The organism is Symplocastrum torsivum, assembly GCF_059505465.1.
In genome coordinates, this window is the sequence record NZ_JCACKQ010000038.1 from 35082 (window position 1) to 59413 (window position 24332).

General features: G+C 43.7%; 19 protein-coding genes and 2 pseudogenes. 16 read left to right on the forward strand and 5 right to left on the reverse strand.

Annotated elements, in window-relative coordinates; all coding sequences use genetic code 11:
- The 3 genes from AC5JL3_RS12245 to AC5JL3_RS12255 all read right to left on the reverse strand — a co-directional run.
- The coding region (locus tag AC5JL3_RS12245) for a two-partner secretion domain-containing protein (protein WP_496074753.1) at window positions 1-1796 on the reverse strand (1796 nt) is incomplete at its 3' end.
- 951 nt (window positions 1797-2747) lie between these two features.
- A complete protein-coding gene (locus AC5JL3_RS12250; protein WP_496074754.1) occupies window positions 2748-3419 on the reverse strand; it encodes an acetoacetate decarboxylase family protein in 672 nt (223 codons plus the stop codon).
- Between the two features lie 203 nt (window positions 3420-3622).
- Window positions 3623-5734: a S8 family serine peptidase gene (locus AC5JL3_RS12255; RefSeq protein ID WP_496074755.1), complete on the reverse strand. Its 2112-nt coding sequence runs from the start codon at window positions 5732-5734 to the stop codon at window positions 3623-3625.
- Between the two features lie 275 nt (window positions 5735-6009).
- Between AC5JL3_RS12255 and AC5JL3_RS12260 the strand changes: the two genes are divergently transcribed.
- The 3 genes from AC5JL3_RS12260 (at window position 6010) to grxD (ending at window position 7346) form a co-directional block, all read left to right on the forward strand.
- A complete protein-coding gene (locus tag AC5JL3_RS12260; RefSeq protein WP_496074756.1) occupies window positions 6010-6642 on the forward strand; it encodes a hypothetical protein in 633 nt (210 codons plus the stop codon).
- Window positions 6643-6680: 38 nt separating this feature from the next.
- Window positions 6681-6941, forward strand: a complete 261-nt coding sequence (locus AC5JL3_RS12265) for a BolA family protein (RefSeq protein WP_192218009.1) — start codon at window positions 6681-6683, stop codon at window positions 6939-6941.
- 81 nt (window positions 6942-7022) lie between these two features.
- Entirely contained in the window at window positions 7023-7346 is a 324-nt protein-coding gene (gene grxD, locus AC5JL3_RS12270) for a Grx4 family monothiol glutaredoxin (RefSeq protein ID WP_192218010.1), read from the forward strand.
- Window positions 7347-7498: 152 nt separating this feature from the next.
- On the opposite strand, the pseudogene AC5JL3_RS12275 reads toward grxD, so the two are convergent.
- Together AC5JL3_RS12275 and AC5JL3_RS12280 are read right to left on the reverse strand one after the other, a co-directional pair.
- Window positions 7499-7867: pseudogene (locus tag AC5JL3_RS12275) on the reverse strand (IS701 family transposase); the annotation flags it as partial.
- Window positions 7868-8127: 260 nt separating this feature from the next.
- Window positions 8128-8660, reverse strand: a pseudogene (locus AC5JL3_RS12280) (transposase); the annotation flags it as partial.
- Between the two features lie 192 nt (window positions 8661-8852).
- Here AC5JL3_RS12280 and AC5JL3_RS12285 point away from each other — a divergent pair.
- The 13 genes from AC5JL3_RS12285 to AC5JL3_RS12345 all read left to right on the forward strand — a co-directional run bounded on the left by AC5JL3_RS12285 (window position 8853) and on the right by AC5JL3_RS12345 (window position 24254).
- A complete protein-coding gene (locus AC5JL3_RS12285) occupies window positions 8853-10070 on the forward strand; it encodes a glycosyltransferase family 4 protein (protein WP_496074757.1) in 1218 nt (405 codons plus the stop codon).
- A gap of 125 nt (window positions 10071-10195) precedes the next feature.
- Window positions 10196-11356 carry a glycosyltransferase family 4 protein gene (locus AC5JL3_RS12290; RefSeq protein WP_496074758.1) on the forward strand — a complete coding sequence of 387 codons (1161 nt, stop codon included), beginning with the start codon at window positions 10196-10198 and terminating at the stop codon, window positions 11354-11356.
- Between the two features lie 283 nt (window positions 11357-11639).
- Complete coding sequence (locus tag AC5JL3_RS12295; RefSeq protein ID WP_496074759.1) at window positions 11640-11996, forward strand: STAS domain-containing protein; 357 nt, start codon at window positions 11640-11642, stop codon at window positions 11994-11996.
- A 189-nt stretch (window positions 11997-12185) separates the two neighbouring features.
- The gene (gene galE / locus AC5JL3_RS12300; RefSeq protein WP_496074760.1) at window positions 12186-13223 is read left to right on the forward strand and encodes a UDP-glucose 4-epimerase GalE; all 1038 of its coding nucleotides are present in this window, start codon (window positions 12186-12188) and stop codon (window positions 13221-13223) included.
- Between the two features lie 180 nt (window positions 13224-13403).
- Window positions 13404-14897, forward strand: a complete 1494-nt coding sequence (locus AC5JL3_RS12305; protein WP_496074761.1) for a GumC family protein — start codon at window positions 13404-13406, stop codon at window positions 14895-14897.
- 4 nt (window positions 14898-14901) lie between these two features.
- Window positions 14902-16185: an O-antigen ligase family protein gene (locus AC5JL3_RS12310; RefSeq protein ID WP_496074762.1), complete on the forward strand. Its 1284-nt coding sequence runs from the start codon at window positions 14902-14904 to the stop codon at window positions 16183-16185.
- A 235-nt stretch (window positions 16186-16420) separates the two neighbouring features.
- On the forward strand, window positions 16421-17386 hold the full coding sequence (locus AC5JL3_RS12315) for a glycosyltransferase family 2 protein (RefSeq protein WP_496074763.1): 966 nt from the start codon (window positions 16421-16423) through the stop codon (window positions 17384-17386).
- A gap of 42 nt (window positions 17387-17428) precedes the next feature.
- Window positions 17429-18412 (forward strand): glycosyltransferase family 2 protein, encoded by a 984-nt coding sequence (locus AC5JL3_RS12320; RefSeq protein ID WP_496074764.1) that lies wholly within the window; start codon window positions 17429-17431, stop codon window positions 18410-18412.
- 52 nt (window positions 18413-18464) lie between these two features.
- Window positions 18465-19832, forward strand: a complete 1368-nt coding sequence (locus AC5JL3_RS12325; RefSeq protein WP_496074765.1) for a glycosyltransferase family 4 protein — start codon at window positions 18465-18467, stop codon at window positions 19830-19832.
- A 10-nt stretch (window positions 19833-19842) separates the two neighbouring features.
- Window positions 19843-21099, forward strand: a complete 1257-nt coding sequence (locus AC5JL3_RS12330) for a lipopolysaccharide biosynthesis protein (RefSeq protein WP_496074766.1) — start codon at window positions 19843-19845, stop codon at window positions 21097-21099.
- A gap of 132 nt (window positions 21100-21231) precedes the next feature.
- Complete coding sequence (locus AC5JL3_RS12335) at window positions 21232-22263, forward strand: polysaccharide pyruvyl transferase family protein (RefSeq protein ID WP_496074767.1); 1032 nt, start codon at window positions 21232-21234, stop codon at window positions 22261-22263.
- A gap of 194 nt (window positions 22264-22457) precedes the next feature.
- The gene (locus AC5JL3_RS12340) at window positions 22458-23411 is read left to right on the forward strand and encodes a glycosyltransferase family 2 protein (RefSeq protein WP_496074768.1); all 954 of its coding nucleotides are present in this window, start codon (window positions 22458-22460) and stop codon (window positions 23409-23411) included.
- A 60-nt stretch (window positions 23412-23471) separates the two neighbouring features.
- A complete protein-coding gene (locus AC5JL3_RS12345) occupies window positions 23472-24254 on the forward strand; it encodes a hypothetical protein (RefSeq protein WP_496074769.1) in 783 nt (260 codons plus the stop codon).
- Window positions 24255-24332: the final 78 nt, after the last annotated feature.

Sequence of the window (24332 nt, forward strand, 5' to 3'; positions counted from 1 at the left end):
TCTGGGTCTGGGTTAGTATCTGGGTCTGGGTCTGGGTTAGTATCTGGGTCTGGGTCTGGGTCTGGGTCTGGGTTTGTATTCTGTGTAATAGTGGGAGCACCTGCCTGATTTCCTGGACCTTGCTCACCCTGATTGATACCGCTATCATCACCAGGGGTAATAGTACCCCCTGCGGTCAACGTTACAGCACCCGAATCACCAGGTCCCTGCTCACTTGTATCAATCGCTCCCCTAACAATGTTGCCTTGAGTGGAAGTTATCGTTACAGAACCAGCATTACCTGGACCTCGATCGCTTGTAGTGATATTGCCAGTAGTAATGTCATTTACGGCAGTCAATCTCACTAAACCCGCATCACCTTGACCTTGGTTAGACGTGTTGATATTTCCCACATCAATACTGCCTGTCGCATTCATAATTAGCGACGGAGTAGTGGTCAATGTCAGATAATCTGGGTCAGTAGTTGGAATCAAGTTATTGGGATCTTCGTCTGGCCCAGTAATTCTAATATTTCCTCCTGTAATATTGCCTCCTGAAGTGACTTTCAGAGCAACTCCTGTGTAGTCACCCAAATTCACATCAGTAGCTGAGTCAATAATTGGGTCATAAAGGCTGTAAAAGTTGCCAAAGCCACCTGAACGGTTGAGAACCGAGAAGCTACCGCCACTCTTAAAGTGAGCATCCCCAGAGATAATTCCATCACTGACAAGGCTTAGGTTCCCACCGCTTTGGAAGGGTGTCTGTAAATGATTGAGGGCAAGGATATCAACACCTTGAATGCCTTCAACGTATAGATTTCCCCCTGTCTTGGCGATAAAGGGATTTGCCACACTGTCCCGCACACGCACTGTATCCTGCGCCAGCAGATTCAAATCACCTGTGGTCTGTAGCGTGCTTTCTACTAAGGAGAGATTATTCTGAGCAGATAGTGTCGCTGTCTGAGATGTTACCTGATTGGCGACGATATCTCCGTCCTCAATTGGCAAACCCGATCCAGCGAGTTCTGCCTGTCCGGTACCATTGACCACAATACCTGTGTCTCCACTCCCAGTAAGCAGTTGAGGTAACGACAGAGGCGTTAAGGGTGCATCTGATGGCAAAATCTCTAAACTCAGCAGGTGTCCGGGTTGGGTAATGCGTAAGAGACTTTGACCGGGAACTGTCGCTACGTTAATCTGTCCGCCTGGTGCATTTAAACCACCAGTGCTGACGACAGTACCACCCAATAGGCTTAAGTTCTGACCATTTGCTACACTCAGTTGACCCGCATTAACAATTGCCCCAGGTGTCCCAGTGGTAGAGAAGTCGAAGGCGCTAGGTGTCCCAACCAATGTGGCGTAATTATTCGGTTCAGTAGCACTAAACCACTGATTACTCAAGCCAATACCAGTTGCTGTAGTTGCGGTGAAAGCCGCTGGCACATCCAGACGCGCATTCTGACCAAAGACAATGCCAGCCGGATTCATCAAGAAAAGATTGGAATTACCCCCAGTGACTTGAATCAATCCGTCAATGACTGAGGGATTACCACTATTAATACGAGTGAGGATATTCTGAATCGTTGGGTTGGAGAGGAAGTTTGCCGTCTGGTTTGAATCTAGACCAAACTGCGTAAAACTATGGAAGAGATTTGCCCCATCCGCCGAGGTCTGACCGCCAGTAATGTCATAGCGTGTGTTATCAGGTGATACAACAGTGCCCGTGCCATCAGCCGCAGGGACAATTGGTTGTGCTTGTGCGACAGATGGAAACAGGCACAAAAAAGAAACTAGGAAATAATTATATTTTCGTTTCACTTTTCTGACCTCATTTTCCTTTTCCCCACAGGGAAGCGAACTATCGTTCCCAAGCATTTTGTCACCTGCGGTTAGCGGCTTCTGCCTACAGCCACTTTCCTTGAATTTTCTAATGAAAATAAAGACACTGTTCATTTCAACGGATTGCACTGCCAACTTAACTCCAGCCATCGAGTGTAGGAAATCTAGAACCCCGATGAGCCTCAAACTCAATTTAAATCTGTTTGATTACTTTATTAATAGATCTCTGCGTTTTCTCTAGAGGTCAGAGGCTACTAACAACAGACGAAACTGCTAGATCTATCAACGGATTAGGTAATCACACTCGATGTCATTTAGTCTTGACGTTTGTCAGACAAATTAAGTGCCCTGAGAATGGAAGCTGATTAAAACTGTTCACCTTACTGTTTTCCTACGAATGCCAATCTAACTTCTGTTTAAGGTAGTGCTGAAACAAGTATCTGTACTCTTGTGTTCTTCCCTGGCACTATCAAGGCAGCCTTGCCCTTTTATAGTATTACGCTGAAACTTAGAGATTTCGGGAAAGTTACACGCGCTGCCTTACCTAAGAGTGCTGCTTACTGTCTTCTGGCAATGCTTTGAAGGTGAATTGTTTGCTTTGTATTAAATAGTATATCGCAAAGCTTATCTTGTAAGGTGTTCTCTGTCGATGCAACAATCTTCTTTAAGATAATTTCCTGTATCAAGAGAGTATTTCATAAAATCTTTTTATTAGTAACTTAATCTTGGATTTATAATAGTAAAATTCAATGTACTCTTGGGAAATTAATAAGGTAATAACCCAACTTATTCCCTAACCTGATATGAGAACAATTGATACTAAATTCTTTGTAGAAGTGCCCTAAACAAAAGGTTTAAAGGGGTACGCTGTTGTGTACCCCTTACTAAAAGGTGATGCAATATCAAGATGAAATTGAAAGTCTCGACTCACTAATAGCTAAACGCTGCTTCTTGGCGTCCTACTACTTCTGGTGTACCCGCAACTAAACGCAACTGATCACAATGGAATGTTAACCAAGGTTGCTCTAAGCCTAAGCCAGCAAAGGGGCTGCCGACGGGAACTTGTACCTCGCTGCTTACAAGACCGACTTGAGCTTGCAACTCACCCTTGAATAAGAGAATAGAAGCTAATTCTGTGCTGAAAACATCGCCGCTGAACGGCAAGGGTAACCCAAAGTTTTGGGGGTGGTAGCTGAGGCGGCATAGCGTCTGTTCTCCCTGACGAACAATAACGCGCTTGTTATAACCGGAGGTTGTGCGATCGCTATCTTTCCAAGTAAAGTCAGCCATTTGTTTCGGGAGTCCCCAAATTTCTCGTCCCCCCTCAACTGAATCAGCGTTGTCTACATAGATGTGAGAAATCCAACCCCCAACTCTGCTGGTATACCGTATAAGACCAGCCACCACAATCAACTCACTGTACTCCAACACGGAACCGGGACCGTAATTGGATAGATAAACCCCGCCTATAGTCTTGCCAGGAAAGACAGAGACAATCTCAAATTCTTTAGGGATAAGTGGACGTACTCGCTCAATATCAATAAGTTGAACAGTCTGAAGAGCGTAGCCTCGGAGTGTCCAGGGTGCCGATGGATAGGCCATAGCAATTTGGGATTCTAGGTTGGTAGTACTGAGCCAGATGTAATGTACATTTCAGTCCTTTAATCACTTAGCAATTTGTAAGTCGTCGCTTTTTGTCCGTTGTTCAATGGAAGCAACACACTACAGAAACAATCAATTGCTACCGTGACAAAAACTCAGGCTATAAACCGAAGTAATTAACCGAACTTGAATTACAAACGGCACTATACTCCTAAGCTTAATTCCCAACTTTTAAGAGTTCCTATATCCATAGGAGCATAATCTATGACCTGCAACTGCCAGACACCCGCCGTTGGTAGATTGAGGAGTTGCTTAAGTGCAGGTGTGGTATCTACAGAATAGGTTTCTTGGATTTGAGTTCTAGAACCAAGAGTGCGATTTTGTATCAGCACAGTCTGACCTGTGGGTGCTTTCAAGCTCACCTCAATATCTCCTAAGAAAGTGTGTTCAACACTGACTGTGACCTTAATCTCTCGTACAGTTGCTGAGTCATTCACCCGAATCGTACTCATAATCCCTTGGGGGTTGTTGTCAGGAATCCCAACCGCGCTATCGTTACGTCCTGTGATGCGGCGAACACTAGCTTGGGAACTTTGGGCGATTTTCTGCTTAGCCGCTTGTACCGCTTTAAAGGCATTTACCTTGCCATAACCGAACCACTGCGAAAAACCATTTGTATCGTAAGTACCCAATCGCATTCCTAATTGAGGGTCAGCATCCTGGTCAACAATTTTGTCTGCCGTTTCTTGGAGAAGACGCTTCACATCCTGCGCCGTGAGGTCAGGGTTAGCGGAGAGTACCAATGCTGCTACACCTGCAACGACGGGACAAGCACTGGAGGTGCCGCCAAATGAACTGACAAAATTTCCGGATTCGTACCCTAGCACTCCTACCAGATCCGCAGTAAAAACACCCAATCCAGGAAGTTGTGCAGTTACTTCCGGTGCCGTACTAATAAAGCCAGTTTTTTCAAACCACATTCCGGGTGGTGCATTGTTGCTGGGCGCACATACCGAGACATTTGTACCCCAGTTGCTATAGGCAGATTTTTTGCTGAGGCTGGTACAAGCAGAAACAGTGATGACATCTGGGTGAATCGTGAAGCCACCTAGCCAGTTTGTCGGACCATTAAGTAAGCCACTCGGCCAACCTCGCTCAAAGATGGTGCCACTGACGGGACGATTGGCATTACCGGCTGCGAAGACAACGACACAGCCTTTCCCCCGACGACCTTGGGTTGCAGCACGGGTAAGGGCTGCCCGTTGGCGTAAGGAGAGGGGGAAGTAAACGGCGGCAGGTCCCCAACTGCACGAGACAACACTTGCACCATTGGCAATACAATAGTCAAACAACTGTTCTATGGTGTCATCATCTAAGTAACCAGTTGTGCGGAGAGGCATCAATGCACAGCCAGGGGCAACGCCAACAATCCCATTGCCATTCTCTTCAGCAACCGCGATTCCCGCGCAAGCAGTTCCATGACTCTCATCCGAAATATCTGGCAGGGGCAAAAAGTCTTGGTCTTTGAAGTCTTTGGGCGCAACAATTTTGCCAGTTCCTTGAAAATCTGGATGGTTCAAGTCAACGGCATCATCAGCAACGGCGACAACAATAGAACGAGTGCCGCGAGTGATGTCCCAGGCTTTTTCAATATCAATGTGAGAATTAGTGGCTAGTGCTGAACCACCGTTGTGGTAGAGATACCACTGTTGAGGATACTGGGAGTCACGGGGGCGGTAGTGGGAGTCTTGGGGAACAACGATGTTGGGTTCAGCGGTTAAGACTTCGGGACGCCCCATTAATCGGTTAGCGATTTTAACGGGATTTTCTGTGGCGTTACTGGTGACTTGGAAGACAAAGGTGTTGGGGATGCCCTCTACAAATTTCACGGATTGTAAGCCGAATTCGGAGGCGATCGCATTAATGACTCCTTCATCCGTTTCTGGAGTAAATTGAATTGTCAACTGGTCAGTTAGGTAAACCAGTGTCTCAGGATTATTCTTGAGTTGGTAAACATGACTGGCATAGGCGACAGCATCACTATTGCGTGCTGCCTGCATTGCCCTGTCCCGTTGCCGGGGGTCAACTCGAAATTCTTTGAGTAGAGTGCGGGGGATTTCTCGTTGTTCTTTGATGGGTAAGGCTTGTGACAATTGTTCAGCAGCGTCAGAAGTTGTGCTAACTGTAAAGCGATCGCTTACCTTCAAAAGTGCTAGTTCCTCGCCTCCTCTTTGTAACAGTACGCCCACATTTTTTTCCGGGACACCCGTTGTGGAGGGGGAATCTTCTGGTGCAGACTCTGGGAGGCTAGTCATAGGTTATACGGCTCCAAACAAACACTATTTTCCATTCTCAAAGGGTGTCTAGGCTAGTAGCCCTGTCAAGGTGTTAGGTCGTAGGTGTTAGGTTTTAGGGGAAAAGCGATCTCTTCAATGTTGGTCAGGAAACTTTTTAGTTTGGGTTTCAGTCTAACCTCGCGAGACTTTGGCACTTTATCTACTGCCACTACTGCAACCGATAGTCTTCTGGCAATGGTAAGATACCGAAGTTTGATACGCTGTTTCTTTATCGATAACCCCAAAATTATTTCATGGTCTCCTCTGGAACTGTCCGTCGCCTAGGCTTTACCTGCCTTGTCTCCTTACCATTCACGGCTGCTTTGGCGCTCCTGCCTCCGGCACAGGCTCAAAATGCTGACCCTGTGCTTCCAGAAGGTGCCGATGAAATGCAGCAAGACTTGACCGATCCCAATGACCTACGACCTTTGACCCAAGATAGCAGCCTTCTAAGTTTACAAGGAGGGCAGCGGTTGATGGCAGAGGCAAGTGGTGCGGTTGATTCACAAAACTATACCTTAGCTGCAACAAAGCTTCAGGAAGCACGTCAAGTCTTCAACCAGTTGTCTAACTTCTACCAACAGCTATCGACCAGTTTTTCGGGAATCGACAACCGGATTTTTGATGCCCAACGTCAAAAAGCCCTGGAAACAGCAGAAATGCGAGATGAAGCAACTTATCAGCTAGCACTGGTGCATCGGGCGCAAAACCAGCCTGAGTTAGCTGTACCGTTGTTAATTCAGATTATTCGTTCTCAGAACCCAACACGCGACCTAGGTAAACGAGCCTACCAGCAGCTATTTGAGTTAGGGTTTGTGGATTCTCCCTATCCTAGACCACGCAATAGCCAGCCTACTTCTTCCTCGCCTGCAACTCCTGGAAGTTAAATTAGACGTAGAAGGTTTAGGAGAAACGGGAGTATCGAATGATTAACCTAGAACAAGTTGAGGCAATGATCAAGGCAGAGCTACCAGATGCTCAGGTGCAGGTTCAAGACCTAACGGGTGGTGGTGACCATCTGCAAGCAATCGTTGTTTCTTCAGCCTTTGAAGGTAAGTCCCTGGTGAAACAGCACCAGCTTGTTTACGGGGCGCTGCAACAAGCGATGGCAACAGAAGCCATTCATGCCCTAGCTCTTAAAACCTATACACCTGCTGCGTGGAATGCGGCGAGTCAGGTTGTTTAAGCCGCAACCTTCAAAAGTACGTTCTCAACCATCGCTAAACTAGAGCTATGGGAAGATACACAAAGGGATTTAACTAAAACGATGACACCAGAACTGAAAGAGCGAATTGACAGCTTAGTAAACCAGAACAAAATTATGGTTTTCATGAAGGGCACAAAGCTGATGCCCCAATGTGGTTTTTCTAATAATGTCGTCCAGATTCTGAATACTCTAGGTATTCCTTTTGAAACAGTGGATATCCTGGCGGATCAGGAACTGCGTCAGGGAATCAAAGAATACTCCAATTGGCCGACCATTCCTCAGGTGTACATTAACGGGGAGTTTGTCGGTGGCTCAGATGTGATGATTGAGCTGTATCAAAACGGTGAATTACAGCAACTAGTTGAAGTAGCCCTGGCTTCCTAAAAAACAACGGCTGAGCGCAGTCCACGACCCAACCAATAAAGCTTGTGTCAGTAATTCTGTCAAAGCAAGTTGTACTTGAAAAAGCCCGCAAGTGTGGGCTTTTTTCATATCTTCTCAACCAACCAAGATGTATGTAGGACTTACGCATTGACTGATTGACCTGATGGGTCGGTGTAATACAAGGTTATTAGCTGAATTCCTTTGACGACTCTATGATGTTTTCCTGACCAGAAGTACCCGATTAATTCTGTTAGAGCTGGGTCGCTATAAGGCTTATCAATGACTGTATCGTCTCCGCTTAATGTGCCGTCTATTAAATCAATATGTTGTTTGATTTCGTCGAACAAGTCTTTGGGTTCATACCTTTCTCGCAACAGAAAGCGGTTGATGCTGTCATGGGAAACATCCCCAAGAATTTCTGATAAGCGATTACAGCCAGCATACTTGGGTTCAGCCAGCAGGAATAAAGTGTAGGTGTCGAGATTGCACTTAGCCGTTGATGGCTTGCTTCGCGTTCTGATGGTCTTTAATCTGTGGGAGACAACAGCAGCATTATCGATCTCAATCGTCCCTGTGACGAAGAGAGATCGCATCCTGAGTCACAAGTTAGTCTCTATTGCATATCATATTCACCTTGTCAATGCGTAAGTCCTACTATTTTTCTTGATTTTGTCAAGATATTTCAGAGAGATACACCGGTAATAATTACCTGCCTTTACTCTGACGATTCTACAAGAGCCACCGCAGTGCGTTCTTTCGTCTACCAGGACTTAAACAAATATCAAGCCCAAATAAAGCCCAAACTAGCTTTATAAGCTAAGAATACGTCACGATTATGATTCAACCACTCAATAAAACGGAAAGACATCGCTGTACGAAATGCATCCATTGCTTCAGGAAAGGTGTTTAAAGGTATTGTTCTCTTCCCTTCGAGGCGTGATAGTTTAACTTCAATAGATGCCACCCACACAGTTTTTGGTTTCTCTAAATTGAGTTGGGTAGGAGTGAAAGCTTCACTAGGCAGTGATTTGGCTAAATTATCTAAACGTATTTCTTCAAAATATCCCCCTTCAGCAGCAATAATTACCTTACGATTTTTAGCAATTCCTCCTATATACTTGAGTTTCCTTTTTTCCAGTTCAAGAAGAAAGGTCGTGTTATTTCTATAACCCGCATCAATCAGTACGATGCCAGGTCGGTATCCTCTCTTCTTACTTCGGTCAATTAAAGCTAATCCTAACTCTGGCTTCTTCTTAAATTCAAATCTTTTTTCCCTTCTGGCAAAGAACTGGCGTGCTGATATAAAAGAATGTCTCTTTATTCAGCTATTATGCGGAGGTTGATTCAGCCAGAATACTATATAGTAGACTTATAGATTAATTAGTATTTTAATGAAACCAAAAGATAAGTTGGCTGTCTCTACTCTTCTCTGAAGGAGTGAAAGCAAATTTTACTTAATTATTATGCAAAATCGATCTTCTGCGTGCATCTATGTTGTCCAGTCTTATGCAAAAACCTATTTTGACAATTTTTTACCAATTCAATCCTTGGGACACTACAATCGGCGGCATTCAAACTGTCATCAGCCTTTTTATCAAGTATGCCCCCAATGATTTTGAGGTAAGGCTTGTTGGGACAGGAAATGGCTGTACTCAACCTAGAGGTACGTGGCAAGAGGCTGAATTTGCCGGGAGGGAAATTCGTTTCTTACCGCTATTGACACTGCAAAACGATAACGTTAGAAGCCGGATTCCTACGACGCTTAAGTATACAGCAGCTCTTTTAGGGCGTTGCTTTGCCTCCGACTTCATGCACTTTCATAGACTAGAGCCAACCCTAGCTGCGCTTCCTTGGTCTGGAGATAAAACGTTGTTTATTCACAACGATATATACAAGCAGATGAAATCGGAAGGGAATCAAAATGCGATTCTCTGGCGACGGTTTCCAGCCGTGTATTTTGCCATGGAACGCCTGCTAGCCAAGCAATTTAGCCAAATTCTTTCCTGCAATACCGAGTCAGTGAAGCTCTATCAGCAGCGTTATCCTGCGCTCGCAGATCGTGTTTCCTACATTAGAAACATCGTTGACAACGAGATTTTCTATCCCTTGGCTTTAGAGGAACGAGCTATGGGAAGATGCCAGCTTGCAAAGCGGCTGGGTCTTAAAGAGGAAACAAATTTTGTCCTGTTTGCCGGTCGCCTGCATCCCCAAAAAGATCCTATCCTACTAGTACGTTCTATCGCTGCTTTGAACGAGCCAAATATTCACCTTCTTATAGCAGGCGCTGGGGAATTGGAAGGTGAAGTGTGTTCTGAGATTGCTCAGATTGGATTGTCTAAACAGGTGACAATGCTTGGACCAGTCCACCAAGCACAACTTGCCGAGTTGCACCAGATTTGTAGTGCCTTTGTCCTGACTAGTGCTTACGAAGGTCTCCCCTTAGTTGCTCTTGAGGCGCTGGCTTGTGGGACTCCAGTAGTGACAACTCGATGTGGTGAAACGCCAAATTTGCTTTCGGATCGCACTGGGGTGGTTTGTGAAGAACGTGCTCCAGTTGCGATCGCAGATGCCTTACGCAAGGTGTTGCTACATCCAGAAAATTATCCCATGCAGGCTTGTGTACAAACGGCTCAGCCTTATAGCGCCTGCACTGTCGTAAGTGATGTTTACAAGGATATGCGGCACCGCTGGGAGCAACGCACTCTTTCAGTTGTTCCCTCCTGAATGTAAGCTTTTCCACATTTAACTTGCATATTTAGACGCTGAACTCCAGTTAAGGCTTGAATCTAGCCAGAAATCTAAATATGAAATAGGCTATCTACCCTTTTGAAAAAAGCGAAGTAATTGCTATGAAGATTGCTGTCATTGGTTCCAAAGGCTTACCCCCAAATCAAGGTGGTATCGAGCATTACTGTGCAGAACTGTATCCTCGTATGGTTGCACAGGGTCACTCTGTGGATCTGTTTGCCCGCTCCTCTTACACCGCTCATTCCTGGTTGCACCAGGAGGACTTTCAGGGTGTTCAAGTCATCACCTTACCCAGTTTCAAGTTGCGAGGGGCAGATGCTATGATTACCTCCGCACTTGGAGCGATCGCTACTATAGGAACGCAATACGATGTCATTCATTTCCATGCTTTAGGTCCATCTCTGTTTACCTCAATCTCTAAAATTGCCTCCTCTGCAAAGGTGGTCGTCACTTGTCAAGGATTGGACTGGCAACGCGCCAAGTGGGGCAATTTTTCCAGCCGCCTAATTCATACAGGAGAGAAAGCTGCTGTACGCTTTGCCGACGAAATCATCGTGGTGTCGGAGGAACTCCGCTCTTATTTCTCAAAAACTTATGACAGGAAAAGCGTTTACATTCCCAATGCTCCAGCTAGCTTTGCTGAGTCAGACCCCAATTTTTCCTATGGCAAAAAGCTAGGTCTGGAGCAAGGGCGTTACATTCTTTATGTGGGCAGACTTGTACCGGAAAAGCGTCCCGACTTGCTAATCGATGCTTTCTGTAAGCTTAAACCAGAGGGATGGAAGCTCGTTTTTGCTGGTGGTGTTAGTGATACTAAGTCATTTGCCGGACAGCTATTAGAAAAGATTGCTAATAATCGAGACGTGGTATTTGCAGGCGAACTCTGGGGATCGCGTTTGGCGGAGATCGTGCGGGGAGCAGGGTTATTTGTTCTGCCGTCTGATTTAGAGGGATTACCCCTAGCGATGTTGGAGGCAATGCAGGAAGGTGTTCCGGTAGTGGGGAGCAACATTCCACCGCATCAGCAATTGCTTGGTAGTGATCGGGGAATGCTCTTTGAGGCTGGAAATTTAGACTCGTGCATTCGTACCCTAGACTGGGCAATCCGTCATCCTGAGGCACGAGCGACAATGGCTAAGAACGCACAACGGTACGTGCAGCTCAACTATTCTTGGACTCGGATTACCGAGGAAACCCTGAGCCTCTATGAATCAGTTGGTAGCTTAGATAGTGGTTTAGTGGTCAGTGAAAACAACTGCTAGAGTTGAAAATGCTATTTTTGCCACTCCAGCTCATCATCAAAATCAACGGAGTTGGTTACTGGGTAGAACAATCTTGCAGTGAGCAAAGGTAGGTATGTTACAAGTATCTACCTCTATCTAAAAGAACTCGATACGTTTTGACTTGTGTGATTGCTTCGGGTATTGCCTCAAATAAGAAATTGCATCACTGTTGTGCTTCAAGGCTTTCCGTGAAAAGTCAAAAAGGAAGTTAAAGCTTCCTGTCTTCATTACTGACCACTTTATTACCAGTTCTCCTATTTCTATGCTTCAGCTAATTTCCCGATCCTCCAGACTTGACGTTGACAACACTCCTGTTGTCCTGTTACCTGTTCACCTAACTCTTGTCACATCGATTATTTTCAAAGAAAACTGTACACAGCTTCTAGAAAGAAATGTTTTGTCTAAAATCATGATTCTTGATTTTCGGCAGAATACCTTCATTGACGGTAGTGGAGTTGGAACTCTAGTTACGTTATACAAAGCCGTTAGAAGCCAGGGGATTGACTTAATACTTAGAAATGTTACTCCACAAGCAATGATTGTATTAGAGCTGAGTCAGCTAGACAAGATTTTTACAATAGAGCGCTCAGATAAATATGCAACAGCTACTAGTAATTAGTCATAAAATCAGTTATTAATGGCTTATCCTTTTATAGGTTCTTTGAAAAGTCAAAAAGGGAGTTAACGCTTCCCGTCGTCTTTACCATCTCATCATTTAAACCATTAGGGTTGCCCTCTCTAAAAATAGTGATACTGCTTGGAATTTTCCAGCCATACAGCCAAAAAAAGAAAAAGCAAGGTTTGACATATGTCACATTCTAATCCAACTATTTTAGTGGTTGGAGGAGCCGGCTACATTGGTTCTAATGTAGTACTCACTCTAAAAAACGCTGGTTATGATGTAGTTATTTTAGATAACTTAGTTTATGGGCATAAAGACCTTGTAGAAAAAGTTTTACAGATCGAACTAGTTATTGGTGATATGACAGATCGGGGTCTGCTTGATCGCATTTTTGCGACCCATGATATTGCAGCGGTTATGCATTTTGCTGCTTACGCCTATGTTGGTGAGTCTTTCGAGCAACCAGCAAAGTATTACAGCAATAATGTCATGGGTAGCTTGGTACTTTTTGAGGCAATGCTTGCCGCATCTGTCACAAAAATAGTTTTCTCTTCTACCTGTGCGACCTACGGTATACCAACAACTGTGCCAGTGACAGAGGAGCATCCTCAAAACCCCATTAATCCTTATGGGGCTAGTAAGTTGATGGTAGAACGGATTTTATCCGATTTCGATCAGGCTTATGACTTCAAGTCTGTTTGTTTTCGCTATTTCAATGCCGCTGGCGCTGACCCTAATGGGTTACTTGGCGAAGACCACACACCGGAGACTCACTTAATTCCTTTGGTACTACTAGCAGCTTTAGGTCAGCGAGAATCCATTTCAATTTTTGGTACTGATTATCCTACACCTGATGGCAGTTGTATTCGGGATTATATTCACGTTGCAGATTTGGCACAAGCCCATCTTTTAGGGCTGGAATACTTACTCAAAGGCGGGAATTCGGACGTATTTAATTTGGGTAATGGGAATGGATTTTCTGTGCGAGAAGTGATTGAAACAGCTCGCAGGGTTACAGGAAAAGATATTAAAGTTATTGAGCGCGATCGCCGCCCTGGTGACCCACCGTGTCTAGTGGGTAGCGGTGAAAAAGCAACAAAAATTCTCGGTTGGAATCCTCAATATTCATGCTTGGAAGATATCCTCTTTCATGCTTGGCAGTGGCATCAGCACCGTCTTGGTTTTACTCAAAGTACAACTATGCCGCCTGCCTTAATGACTTAATTCAGAATTGCTCTTTCACTTTAGAGATATGCACAAGCGAGTTAAGACCAAAATACAGATTTGTTACTGTGATCACTTTTTTCATCCTGCCTTGCTTACCGTATATGATTAGCACTTCTGACAAAGAATTTTAAAATTTTAATTATTATTGTTACCTTCTATTGTTGGAATTGAATAATCATGTCAGAGTCTCGCTCTATGCCGATTGCTTCAGCTACAAACGGCTCTACCTCATCTCCCAGCTTTGTCCCAAAGTCAAAGGCTACAAAAGGCTGGAAATTTTATTTACCCTTATGGTTGCTTCTTAACACTGCTGCTTGGTTACCAGCGTTGCTCTATTTAAAAATGGTGCCAGCAGTCTACACCAGTAAATGGACGATTGCTATCAATGCATCTAAATCCTCAACAAACGTAAGTTTACCAGGTATTGGAGAAGCATCTTCTTCTAGTGATTCCCCGTTCAGTAGCCATCTTGCTGATCCACGAGAAACATACAGATTCTTGCTAGAAACAGAGGAGGTTTTAGCAGAGGCAGCTCGGCAAATGAATATGTCAGTGCAAGAGTTTGGGAAATCACGAACTAAGATTTTGGATAACTCCACGCTAATGAAGTTTGAAATTAAGGGCAGCACAGCTAAAATAGCTCAACAAAAGGCATTTGCCCTACACACTGCCTTGGAAAGAAGAATTGAGCAACTCAAGAATGAGGAGATGGAACAGCAAAACCGCAAGGTAGAAGCATCACTCATCCCAATGCAGCAGAAGTTGCAAGATTCTCAGAAGCGCCTCTATGCTTACAAAGCTGGTTCTCCTTTGATCTCTGTTGAACAACTTCAGAATTTATCTTCCAAGTTGGAAGATTTGCGCCAAAAGCGTGCCGAAGCAGTTGTCCAACTTCGACAGGAGGGTTCCAAAGCTAGACAGTTGTCCGATGATTTGAGTTTGTCCCCTCAACAAGCGGCAGACGCTTTGACTTTGCGCTCAGATCGCTTATTCCAGGACTATCTAGCAGGCTACAGCAAAGTAAGATCAGAACTCATCAGTACCAATAGTCGGTTTACAGCATCTCATCCATCTCTACAGAGTAAACAACTGGAAGAAGAAATGGCGTTGGCGGCATTGATGGAACAAAGCCAGAAGCTGTTGGGGCGACCGATGTCTCAGGAGCTATTGGAATACTTAACTTTAGCGGGAAGTAGCTCATCAAACGTATCAGCGGAACGAGCCAATTTGGTTCAAAACCTAGTTTCGCTTCAAGCTGAACAACAAGGAATAGAATCCAAAACTCAAGAATTAGATAAACAGATTGCTCAACTTGAAGCAAGGCTTTATCGTCTATCTCAAGAAGAGTCAAAACTTGATCCTCTTGAACGAGATGTCAAAATTGCCGAGGCTATTTTTTCTTCTAATGTGACCCGAATAGATTTAGATAAAGCGAATCTTTCTAGCGTGTATCCGCCGATGTCAATTCTTACTAAGCCCGATTTGCCCAAAAAACCTTCGGAACCCAAAGCCAAAGTTGCTTTCCTGGGTTCGGCACTTGGGTCTTTGTTGATGACAGCCGGAATACTAGCACTAGGCTGGCGCGATCAAAAGAGGCAAAAGCTTAAAGAAAACCCTTTAGCGCAGCATACTCGTATAAACAATTCAAGTTCAGGTTCACACCGTGGGTAGTGCTTTGATCAAACCTCAAAATCTCCCCGAAAGATTAATCTGGTATTACATCATTTGGATGTATGCTGCCTACTATTTAGGCTTACAGTTCTTGATTACACCCTTACTAGGTTGGTTCCTTTCGTTTTACTTAATTAAAAAATGGTGGGATCAGACCGATAAAACGCCTGAAAGTGAAAGAATTGTAATTTCCTCATCTGCTTGGATTTGGATAATTGCGATGATCACGATTGAAGTAACTATCATCATCAACCATATAAATTTTGACTTAGGGTTGGCTCAGATTATCAGAACTTCAATTGGTTGGTCTAGACAATGGGCGTTAATTGCACTTTTTCCTTTAGCCGGACATTTAAATATTCGCCCTCAAATTATTTACCGAGCGGTTTGCATTCTTGCCGCACAATCTTTAGTTGTTGTTGTAATTGATAATTTAGCGGGTTTGATTCACCTGCCTGTTCTTTCCTTCGTTTCACCGCTAAAGTTTTTAGGTGGAGGCTCTGCTTTATGGACTGCAACGTTTTTTAGTAACTACCTAACCCAGCGGGAAGATTTCAAACTATTTGCTGGATGGCCAACTATCTTAGGTATGACTTCAGTAATTTATTTTTATTTTGCTTGCCAAGAAACTGAACCAAAATGGCGAAAAATTGGTATGTTTACTTACGTTTTTTTGATTTTTGCATCCCAAACTAGAACGGCTATACTATCGCTACTATTTATTTTTATATTCTTGCAGCTTTTAAAGAATTGGTTTCGTGCTCAAGCACTTTTTATGGCTGGGTTTGCAACTTCTATATTAGGAATATTTTTACCTAAAATAATTGATGTTTTACAGCCAGTCAAAAATTTTCTTGATCACTACCGTGGTAAAGACTCTGCTGAGTCTGGGAAGCTACGAGGCTATATCAATCGTATGACACTAGCACGTTGGCAAAGCGAATCTCCCATTTGGGGGCATGGGGTTATAGAAGAATTTGGTCAGGGTCCGCGTATCACATATGGTGTCCCTTTAGGAACACACAGTACATGGTTTGCAATTTTATATCTTCATGGAATTGTTGGGTTTCTAGCCTTAGCCATAGCCTTTATATGGGGCTTCTTCGATTTGTTAATCAAGTCTAAAAGTTCTAAAATCGCTGAGGTTGGTTTGGCTATACTCCTTGTATTTATCATATTTGGATTCACTGAACCTTTACACACTTGGTCTTATGTCTATTGGCCTGCTTTATTGGTGTTAGGTATTTCCTTTAAGCAAAACATACCACCATCTATTGCGACTAATTAACGGTGTAGAGCATTAAAAAGAAATTGAATAATAGCAATATATCAAATGGAATCGATGATAACCAATAAACCACCAGGGAAAAATTCAAGACTAATTGGCATTGACTTATTGAGAGGCATTGCAGCTTACGCTGTTGTTGTCATTCACACCGGTAAGAATAAAAATGGATGGCAAATAAATATATAATTGTCCTTAAGATTTCTGCCCTTAAAGTTTTAGAGACTTAATATTTATTATGCCAAAAATCTCTGTTATTGTCCCAGCCTATAATGCTATGAATTATCTACCTGAAACCCTGGGAAGTGTTCTTAGCCAAAACTATGATGCTTTTGAAGTGATAGTTGTAAATGATGGCAGTTCAGACGAAACGGAGCAATGGGTTTCTCAGATAAAAGACCCGCGAGTTAAACTGATTTCTCAAGCAAATCAAGGTTTGGCAGGAGCACGCAATACAGGAATCGCTCATGCTCAAGGGGAGTATATAACCTTCCTAGATGCTGATGACCTTTGGGAGCCAACCAAGCTAGAGAAACAGGTGTGTGTTCTGGAAGAAAATCCAGAAATTGCTCTGGTATACACCTGGGTTTCCTTCATTGATGAGGCAGGAAAACATACAGGCAGAGTATTCAAGAATGAGGCAGAGGGCGATGTTTGGAAAAAGTTGAGTGAACACAACATTGTCGAGTGTGGCAGCGTAGCAATGGTTCGTCGCTCCTGCTTTGAGGCGGTTGGACTGTTTGATCGAAATTTAGGCTCTTCTGTAGAAGATTGGGATATGTGGCTCCGTATAGCCTCTAAGTATCACTTTAAGGTGGTGAAGGAACCTTTAGTTTACTATCGCCAACGCTCAACTAGTGAATCTAGAAATTGTGAAGCGATGGCACGAAGTTTTCAGTTGGTTATTGAAAAAGCTTTTGCCAGTGCACCACTAGAGCTACAGTACTTGAAGAACCGGAGTTATGGTCAAGCAAATCGCTGTTTAGCTTGGAAAGCATTACAAAGTAGCCAGAGAGACTACAACAAGGCACTTTATTTTCGCCAGCAAGCCATTGCCTACTACCCTCAATTACGCTTCAGGTGGGATGTCATCCGCTTGAGTATAGCGCTCGCTGCGATTCAAGGAATTGGGCCTGATATTTACAGCAAATTGCTGGAACTGGCTTACTCTTTGCGTCGCTTCGCCCTAAGTGTTGGGCGATGAAACTTTATCGAATCGGAAGTTTACCACTAAACAGGTTAGACTATGCCTCAAGTTTCTGTGATTATCCCAGCCTACAATGCTGAACGCACCATTAAGCAAACAATAGAATCCGTTCAGCAACAAACTTTCCAAGATTTTGAGTTAATTGTCATTAATGACGGCTCGAAAGACAGGACAGTAGAACTCGTTCAGAGTATCAAAGATGATCGTTTGAAATTTTTCTCGTATGAGAATGGTGGACTTCCAGTAGCTCGGAATCGCGGTATCTCTCACGCAACTGGAGAGTTTATTGCTTTTCTTGATGCTGATGATTTATGGACACCCGATAAGCTGGAACTACAACTGACAGCACTCGAGCAGCATCCAGAGGCAGGAGTTGCCTATAGCTGGACTTCTTTTATGGATGTGAACGACCAAGGAGAAGCTGTATCCTTTCTGCCATCTCCCCAATATTCGTTTGAAGGTAATGTTTATGAAAAGTTGTTAGTCAGTGATTTTATTCACAGTGGCTCTAATACTTTGATTCGTAGGCAAGCGATCGCTTCTGCGGGAGAGTTCGATCCTACACTTAAATCCTGCGAAGACTGGGACTATTGGCTGCGCTTAGCGACTCGTTGGCATTTCGTCGTCGTGCCTAAGCACCAAATCTTTTATCGTCGAACTCCAGGAGCAATGTCATCGAAAGTTGAGGTGATGAAGGAAGCTGCCCTGATCGCGATGGAAAAGGCTTACAAAGCAGCTCCACCAGAGCTGCAATATCTCAAAAGCTATACTTTGAATAGCTTTCACAAATATTGTGCAGGTCAATATTTAGAACATTGCACTGATATGAGTGACGTGAGAAAAGCTCAGGAACACTTATGGTCAGCAATTCGCCTACAGCCAAAAACGTTACTCGATAAAGCAACTCAAAAATTAGTGATCAAGTTTTTGCTGAAACGAGTATTTTCCCCGAAGATTGTTAGTTATTTCTTCCATTGGATCAGAAAGCCTCTTGGTATACCTGCTCCAAGACTCCAACCCTGAAAAAGCGATTGCCCTTAGACAAAACCATAGGGATGTATAGGAGTAGCTAATTTTGAGTAACCAATCAGAGCCAACGATCGCACTACTACACTGTTACGACTTAATTGATGACTTTTTAGATAGCATCAATATCTCCTTCGAGACATTCTGTAAGGAGTTTGTCGGGAGCTGGATGTTTGGCTACATCAATGCCCTCAAACAAGTTGGTGTACGGACGGTACTGTTTTGTATTTCCGCTCGTGTCGATCGACCATCGCGTTTTACTCATGTGCCAACTGGTGCTTCGATTTGCGTGCTGCCTCCTTCTAAGATTTATCATGCCTATCGCGCTGTGCGGCGCAAGTCACTGAAAGCTTATGGGGCAAGTGAGGCTCAATCTTTTAAGAATATCCAGGATGACAGTACCCTCCGCCGTTCTCTGCTTACACCCGTTAAGGATTTGGCTAAGAGTGTCGGAACTTATCTATCCACGCCACTAGGGTTGTTAGCCAGTGAACTCAGACAGGAAAATTGTCAGGCTATCTTGTGTCAGGAGTACGAGTATGCCCGCTTTGATAGTTGTGTACTTCTGGGAAAGTTAATGCGTCTGCCAGTGTTTGCAACGTTTCAGGGAGGCGATCGCACCCAAAGCTGGCTCGAAGCACTTCCGCGACAGCTAGCGTTTCGTAGCTGCACGGGTGCGATTGTTGCTACGCAAACTGAGATTGAGCGAATCCAAACTCGTTACGGGATACCCTTTAGCAAGATAGCCCGTATTTTCAACCCAGTAGATGTGGTAGCTTGGCAGGCAAGCGATCGCATTGAGGCACGAGCCGCGCTAGATATTCCCCTGGATGCCAAAGTGGTTGCGTGGCATGGACGAGTTGAGATAGAGCGTAAAGGACTAGATATTTTATTGAATGCTTGGCAGCAAATCTGCAAGGAGCGTCCTGATCAAGAGCTGCGGCTACTACTAGTGGGAACGGGAAGCGATGCCGAGCGATTGCGCCAGAGCATTGACGAGATGCAGCTAAAGGGCGTGCTATGGCTTAACGAATTTGTAAGTAATCGCACTGTAATTCAGCGATACCTCTCAGCCGCCAATGTTTACACTCTCCCGTCCCGACAAGAAGGCTTTCCCGTAGCGCCAATTGAGGCGATGTCCTGTGGTTTGCCTGTAGTAGCGGCTGATGCTCCTGGTGTACCTGACATTCTTGAAGGGGGCGAGGTTTCCGGCGGACTAGTTGTGCCACGAGGAGATGCAACAACACTAGCGCTAGCGCTAGGTCGTGTTTTGGATGATGAAGCTTGGGGACGTGAGTTGGGCAAGCGTGCTCGATGTCGAGTAGAGAGTTGCTTTGCGGCTAAGACTGTTGGCAAACAACTGCGTGATGTTCTGCTGACCCATAGCTTGCAGAACAAAGATGTAATTGCACTATAGCCGTATCCTGATGCTAATCAATAAGCTCAAGCAAATATCATCTGGTCAGTTTATTCGCAATGTTGGCTGGTTGGGAGGAGCAGAGCTAACGAATCGTGTCTTTCGTCTGGCAACGACAGTGGTTCTGGCTCGTATGTTCAGCCCCCAAGATTACGGACTAATGGCGGTGGTTTATACCACTTATGATTTTGCTACTGTTTTCACCCTTAAAGGTGGTATCGGGGCTAAGATTATTCAGGCTGACGAAAAGGATGTCAAAACTATATGTGATACATCCTACTGGCTGAATTGGATTCTGTGCGGGTCAATTTTTATTATCCTGTGTATTACTGCCTTCCCCATTGCACAATTTTATGGTAATAATCAGCTCATTTTGCCCCTCTGCACAATTGCATCAGTCTACTTGATGTTTCCTTTGTTCATGGTTAATTCAGCCATAATTGAACGAGAGAATCGGCTCAAAATTACGGCATTGTGCAATGCTACACAGTCATTATTAAGCAATACTATCATTGTCATTCTAGCTCTTATAGGTATGGGAATTTGGGCTATAGTTTGGGCTATGGTTCTGACAACTCCCGTATGGATTGTGATCTCTTGGATGAATTCTAAGTGGAGACCTCCTAAATCTTTTAATCTAGAGCGAGCGCGAGACATTATTAGCTTTGGTGGTAACCTGCTTGGCGTTGAACTATTAACTAAACTTAGATCTAACCTGGATTACCTACTAATTGGTAAATTTATTGGTATTGAAGCTCTAGGAGTCTACTATTTCGCATTTAATGCTGGATTAGGAATTAGTCTGAATGTTATTAATGCATTTACTTCTGCTGTATTCCCTTATTTTTGTGAAGTAAGAGAAAATCTGGGTGAATTGAAGATAAGATATCTGAGTACTCTTAAAAAAACTTACACAATTGTTGCTCCAATTATCCTTATACAATCAAGCTTGGCTCCTTTTTATGTTCCAATCATTTTTGGTCAACAATGGGTATCAGCAATTCCAATTCTGATAATTATCTGCTTATCAGCTCTGATGTTTCCTCTGATAGTGAATACGTATCAGCTTCTCAATGCTTTGGGTAAAACGAATATTACCCTTTACTGCAACCTAATTTACACTGGAATATTTGCAGCTTGCTTACTTGTAAGTGTGCATTCGGGAATTTTAGCAGTTGCCATAACAGTATTCATCTGTCAGGCATTGATTCTACCTCTCTTCAGTGTAGGAACTGTTAGATATTTACAATTAAAGTTTGCATTTTAAAATTTAAAAATCCATAGCGGTTATTACACCATTGAGGGAAATTGACTCCCTTTGCTATCAAATTTTCTAGCTGTAAAAAGCTATCTTACTTGTTCGATAAACGTTATTTTCCCAAGGAAAGCATATAGATTCATGAAAACTCTTGTGGCCGGTTGGTTCAGTTTTGAAGGATGTAATGTTACGGCTGGCGATCTAATGGCACGAGACGTTGCCTGTGAATGGCTGGACAGTTTTGGTTATACGTATGATGTTGCTATTGCTCCTCCGTTAGTTGGCGGTGTTGATTGGCGTTCGGTCGATCCCAATACTTATTCACAAGTTGTGTTTGTCTGTGGCCCTTTTCCTCTGAAGAGACACTCTGTTGAATTTGTGCAACGCTTTAGTAATTGTCGTCTCATCGGTCTTGACTTATCAATGACCGAGCCGCTTACAGTTTGGAATCCCTTCGATGTACTTATAGAAAGAGACAGTTCCGCTGCTTCACACCCAGATATTTCTTTTGTTTGCCATCAAGCGAAGGTGCCTGTTGTGGGTATTATCCTAGTTCATCCACAACACGAATATGGCGACAAAGGCAAGCATCAAGTTGCAAATGATGCTGTTAACCGACTCATTGCCTCGCGGGAAATGGTAGCAGTGCCCATCGATACAGGTTTAGATCCAAACACCACAAATCTTCGCACCGCAGTCGAGGTCGAATCGCTAATTGCCCGTATGGATCTCGTGGTGACTACACGCTTGCACGGTACTGTGTTAGCCCTCAAAAACGGCGTTCCTACCATCTCAATAGATGCAATTTCTGGAGGGGCTAAGGTTGTGCGTCAGGCCGAAAAGATTGGTTGGTCTATGGTGTTTTCTGTGGATAGTCTTTCCGACGAAATGTTGGAAAAAGCCTTTGAGTACTGTCTAACAGAGGAAGCCAGAAAAAAAGCCAAAGAATGCCGCGAACAAGCTATTAAGGAACTCGAACAAGTACGTAATGAATTTATCTCAGCGCTGAATTTGCCTAGTTCCTCAAGTGCGAGAGTGTTGTCTGAGGAAGCGCTCAATAAATATAACTACTTTTCTAACAGATGGTTCAAGCGATGGGAGCAACTAAGCGTTTTACGGTATCAAATAACAGACAACCTAAAATTGCTTTTTAAGCAGTTTTTTAGAGCCTAAGCTCATATTGGTTTTAAGTACTCCCAATAGAGTAATTCTAGCAAGAATATTGCTAAGTAACAGAGAGGTAGTAAGCATCAAAAACCCAATAAATTGGTAGCTACGTTCTTTGAGTACTCCAGACATAAATAACCAGCGTTTTCGGTCAAGCTGTTAGTCAGTTTTATGACTTCAGGACATTGAGTTTATCTGTTATGCCAACTATATCGGTTGTAATTCCTGCTTATAACGCTGAGCGTACTGTTTTAAAAACAGTTGAATCAGTTCAAAAACAAACTTTCTCAGATATTGAAATAATTATAATTAATGATGGTTCTACAGACCGAACTCTAGAGCTACTTCAAAGTATCACAGACCAACGACTGAAGATTGTCTATTATAAAAATGGAGGTTTGCCTGTAGCTCGCAATCGCGGCATATCTCATGCTAACGGAGAGTTTATTTCCTTTATTGATGCTGATGATCTGTGGACACCGGATAAGTTAGAATTGCAACTTGCAGCTTTGCAGCAGCATCCAGACGCAGGAGTTGCTTACAGTTGGACTTCTTATTTTATAGATGGGCAAGAAGAATCTATATCTCCTTATCACCCCGTATTTTTTGAAGGCAATGTTTACGATAAGTTGCTAGTCAATAATATTGTTGGTAACGGCTCTAATATTCTAGTTCGTAGGAAAGCGATCGAGTCAGTAGGAGAGTTTGAGCCTACACTGAAATCCTGCGAAGATTGGGACTTTTATATACGGCTAGCAGCTAAGTGGCATTTTGTTGTCGTGCCTAAGCACCAAATTCTCTATCGTCAATCTTCTAAAGCCATGACATCCAAAGTTGAGGTTATGGAGAAAGAAGCACTGAGAGTGGTTGAAAGGGCATACCAAGCAGCTCCACCAGAATATCAATTTCTGAAAAACCAGAGCTTAGCTTGGGTTTACGAGTATTGTACACAACAATACTTAAAACACAGTATCGGCATGAGTGGGGTTCATCAGGCTAGTCAAAAATTATGGCAAGCCATTCGTCTACATCCGCCGATTTTACTAGGAGATTATGCTCAAAGTCTTATGAGGTGGTTGATTAAAAAGTGGATATTCATGCAATTAGAAACCTGTCGGAGAGAAGCCCGTATAAGCAGAGCAACTGGAAAGTAGATTTGGGGTGGAATCAAAAAAGCCAAGATTAGTTGCTGAGGAGAATCTTTTATAAAGGCGATGAGAATCAAAAAATTTCCTATTCTTCTCTCAATTGTCGTCGTACTACTGTGCTGTTTCAGTCCTAAAGTAGATGCCTATTATCAAAGGACAATCAATTCCATCACAACGATTATTTCTGATATGACCGCTCCGCATGAGGGAATGCCACATGGTGTTCCAACAAGCTATAACTGGGCATCCAAGCCTCGTGTCGGTTGGGGAAATAACCCACAGGGGTTCCAAGCCATGACGGCATGGGGACAACTGTATGAAGCTGCCACCGGAAATCCTGCTACCAACACCCGAGTTCAAATCAAAAATATTAGGGCGTACATGCTCAGCAATCGGAATGGGCAATGGTATCTTCTGCAAAGCTCGACAAGGGTTGAGGGAGCTGCATATCAAGAGGATTATGCTGGTGATGTTAATAAGGTCGCAGATATCCGATACGAACCGGATGGTAGCGTATCGGTTAAGCCAGGTCAGGGATACAACTACCACTTCTGGCCTCCAGGTCGAGCGTCGATTGATCCCAACGATGTGGCTGGCATATTTACCACTGTGCAAGCAAGGCTGGTAATTGACAATCCAAAGCAAGCAAACGATAGAGCTAAGGCTCGTTATGTACTGAGTATGGGCGGCGATTACTGGCTAAACTTGACCGCTAACTGGGACAATTGGAAGACCAACGGCGATATAGGCATTGGTAAATTTAAGTACGTTTCAGCTAAGTGGTGGGCTTTCAATATGACTACTCTTTCATCAGCTCAGATTCTTCAAAACCCACCTCCTCTTGAGTAGCAAAATTAGCGATTCCTGGTCTTGGCTATATAGGGCTTGCTGCACAAAGCCGAAACCCTTAGCCATCAATAGTTTAAG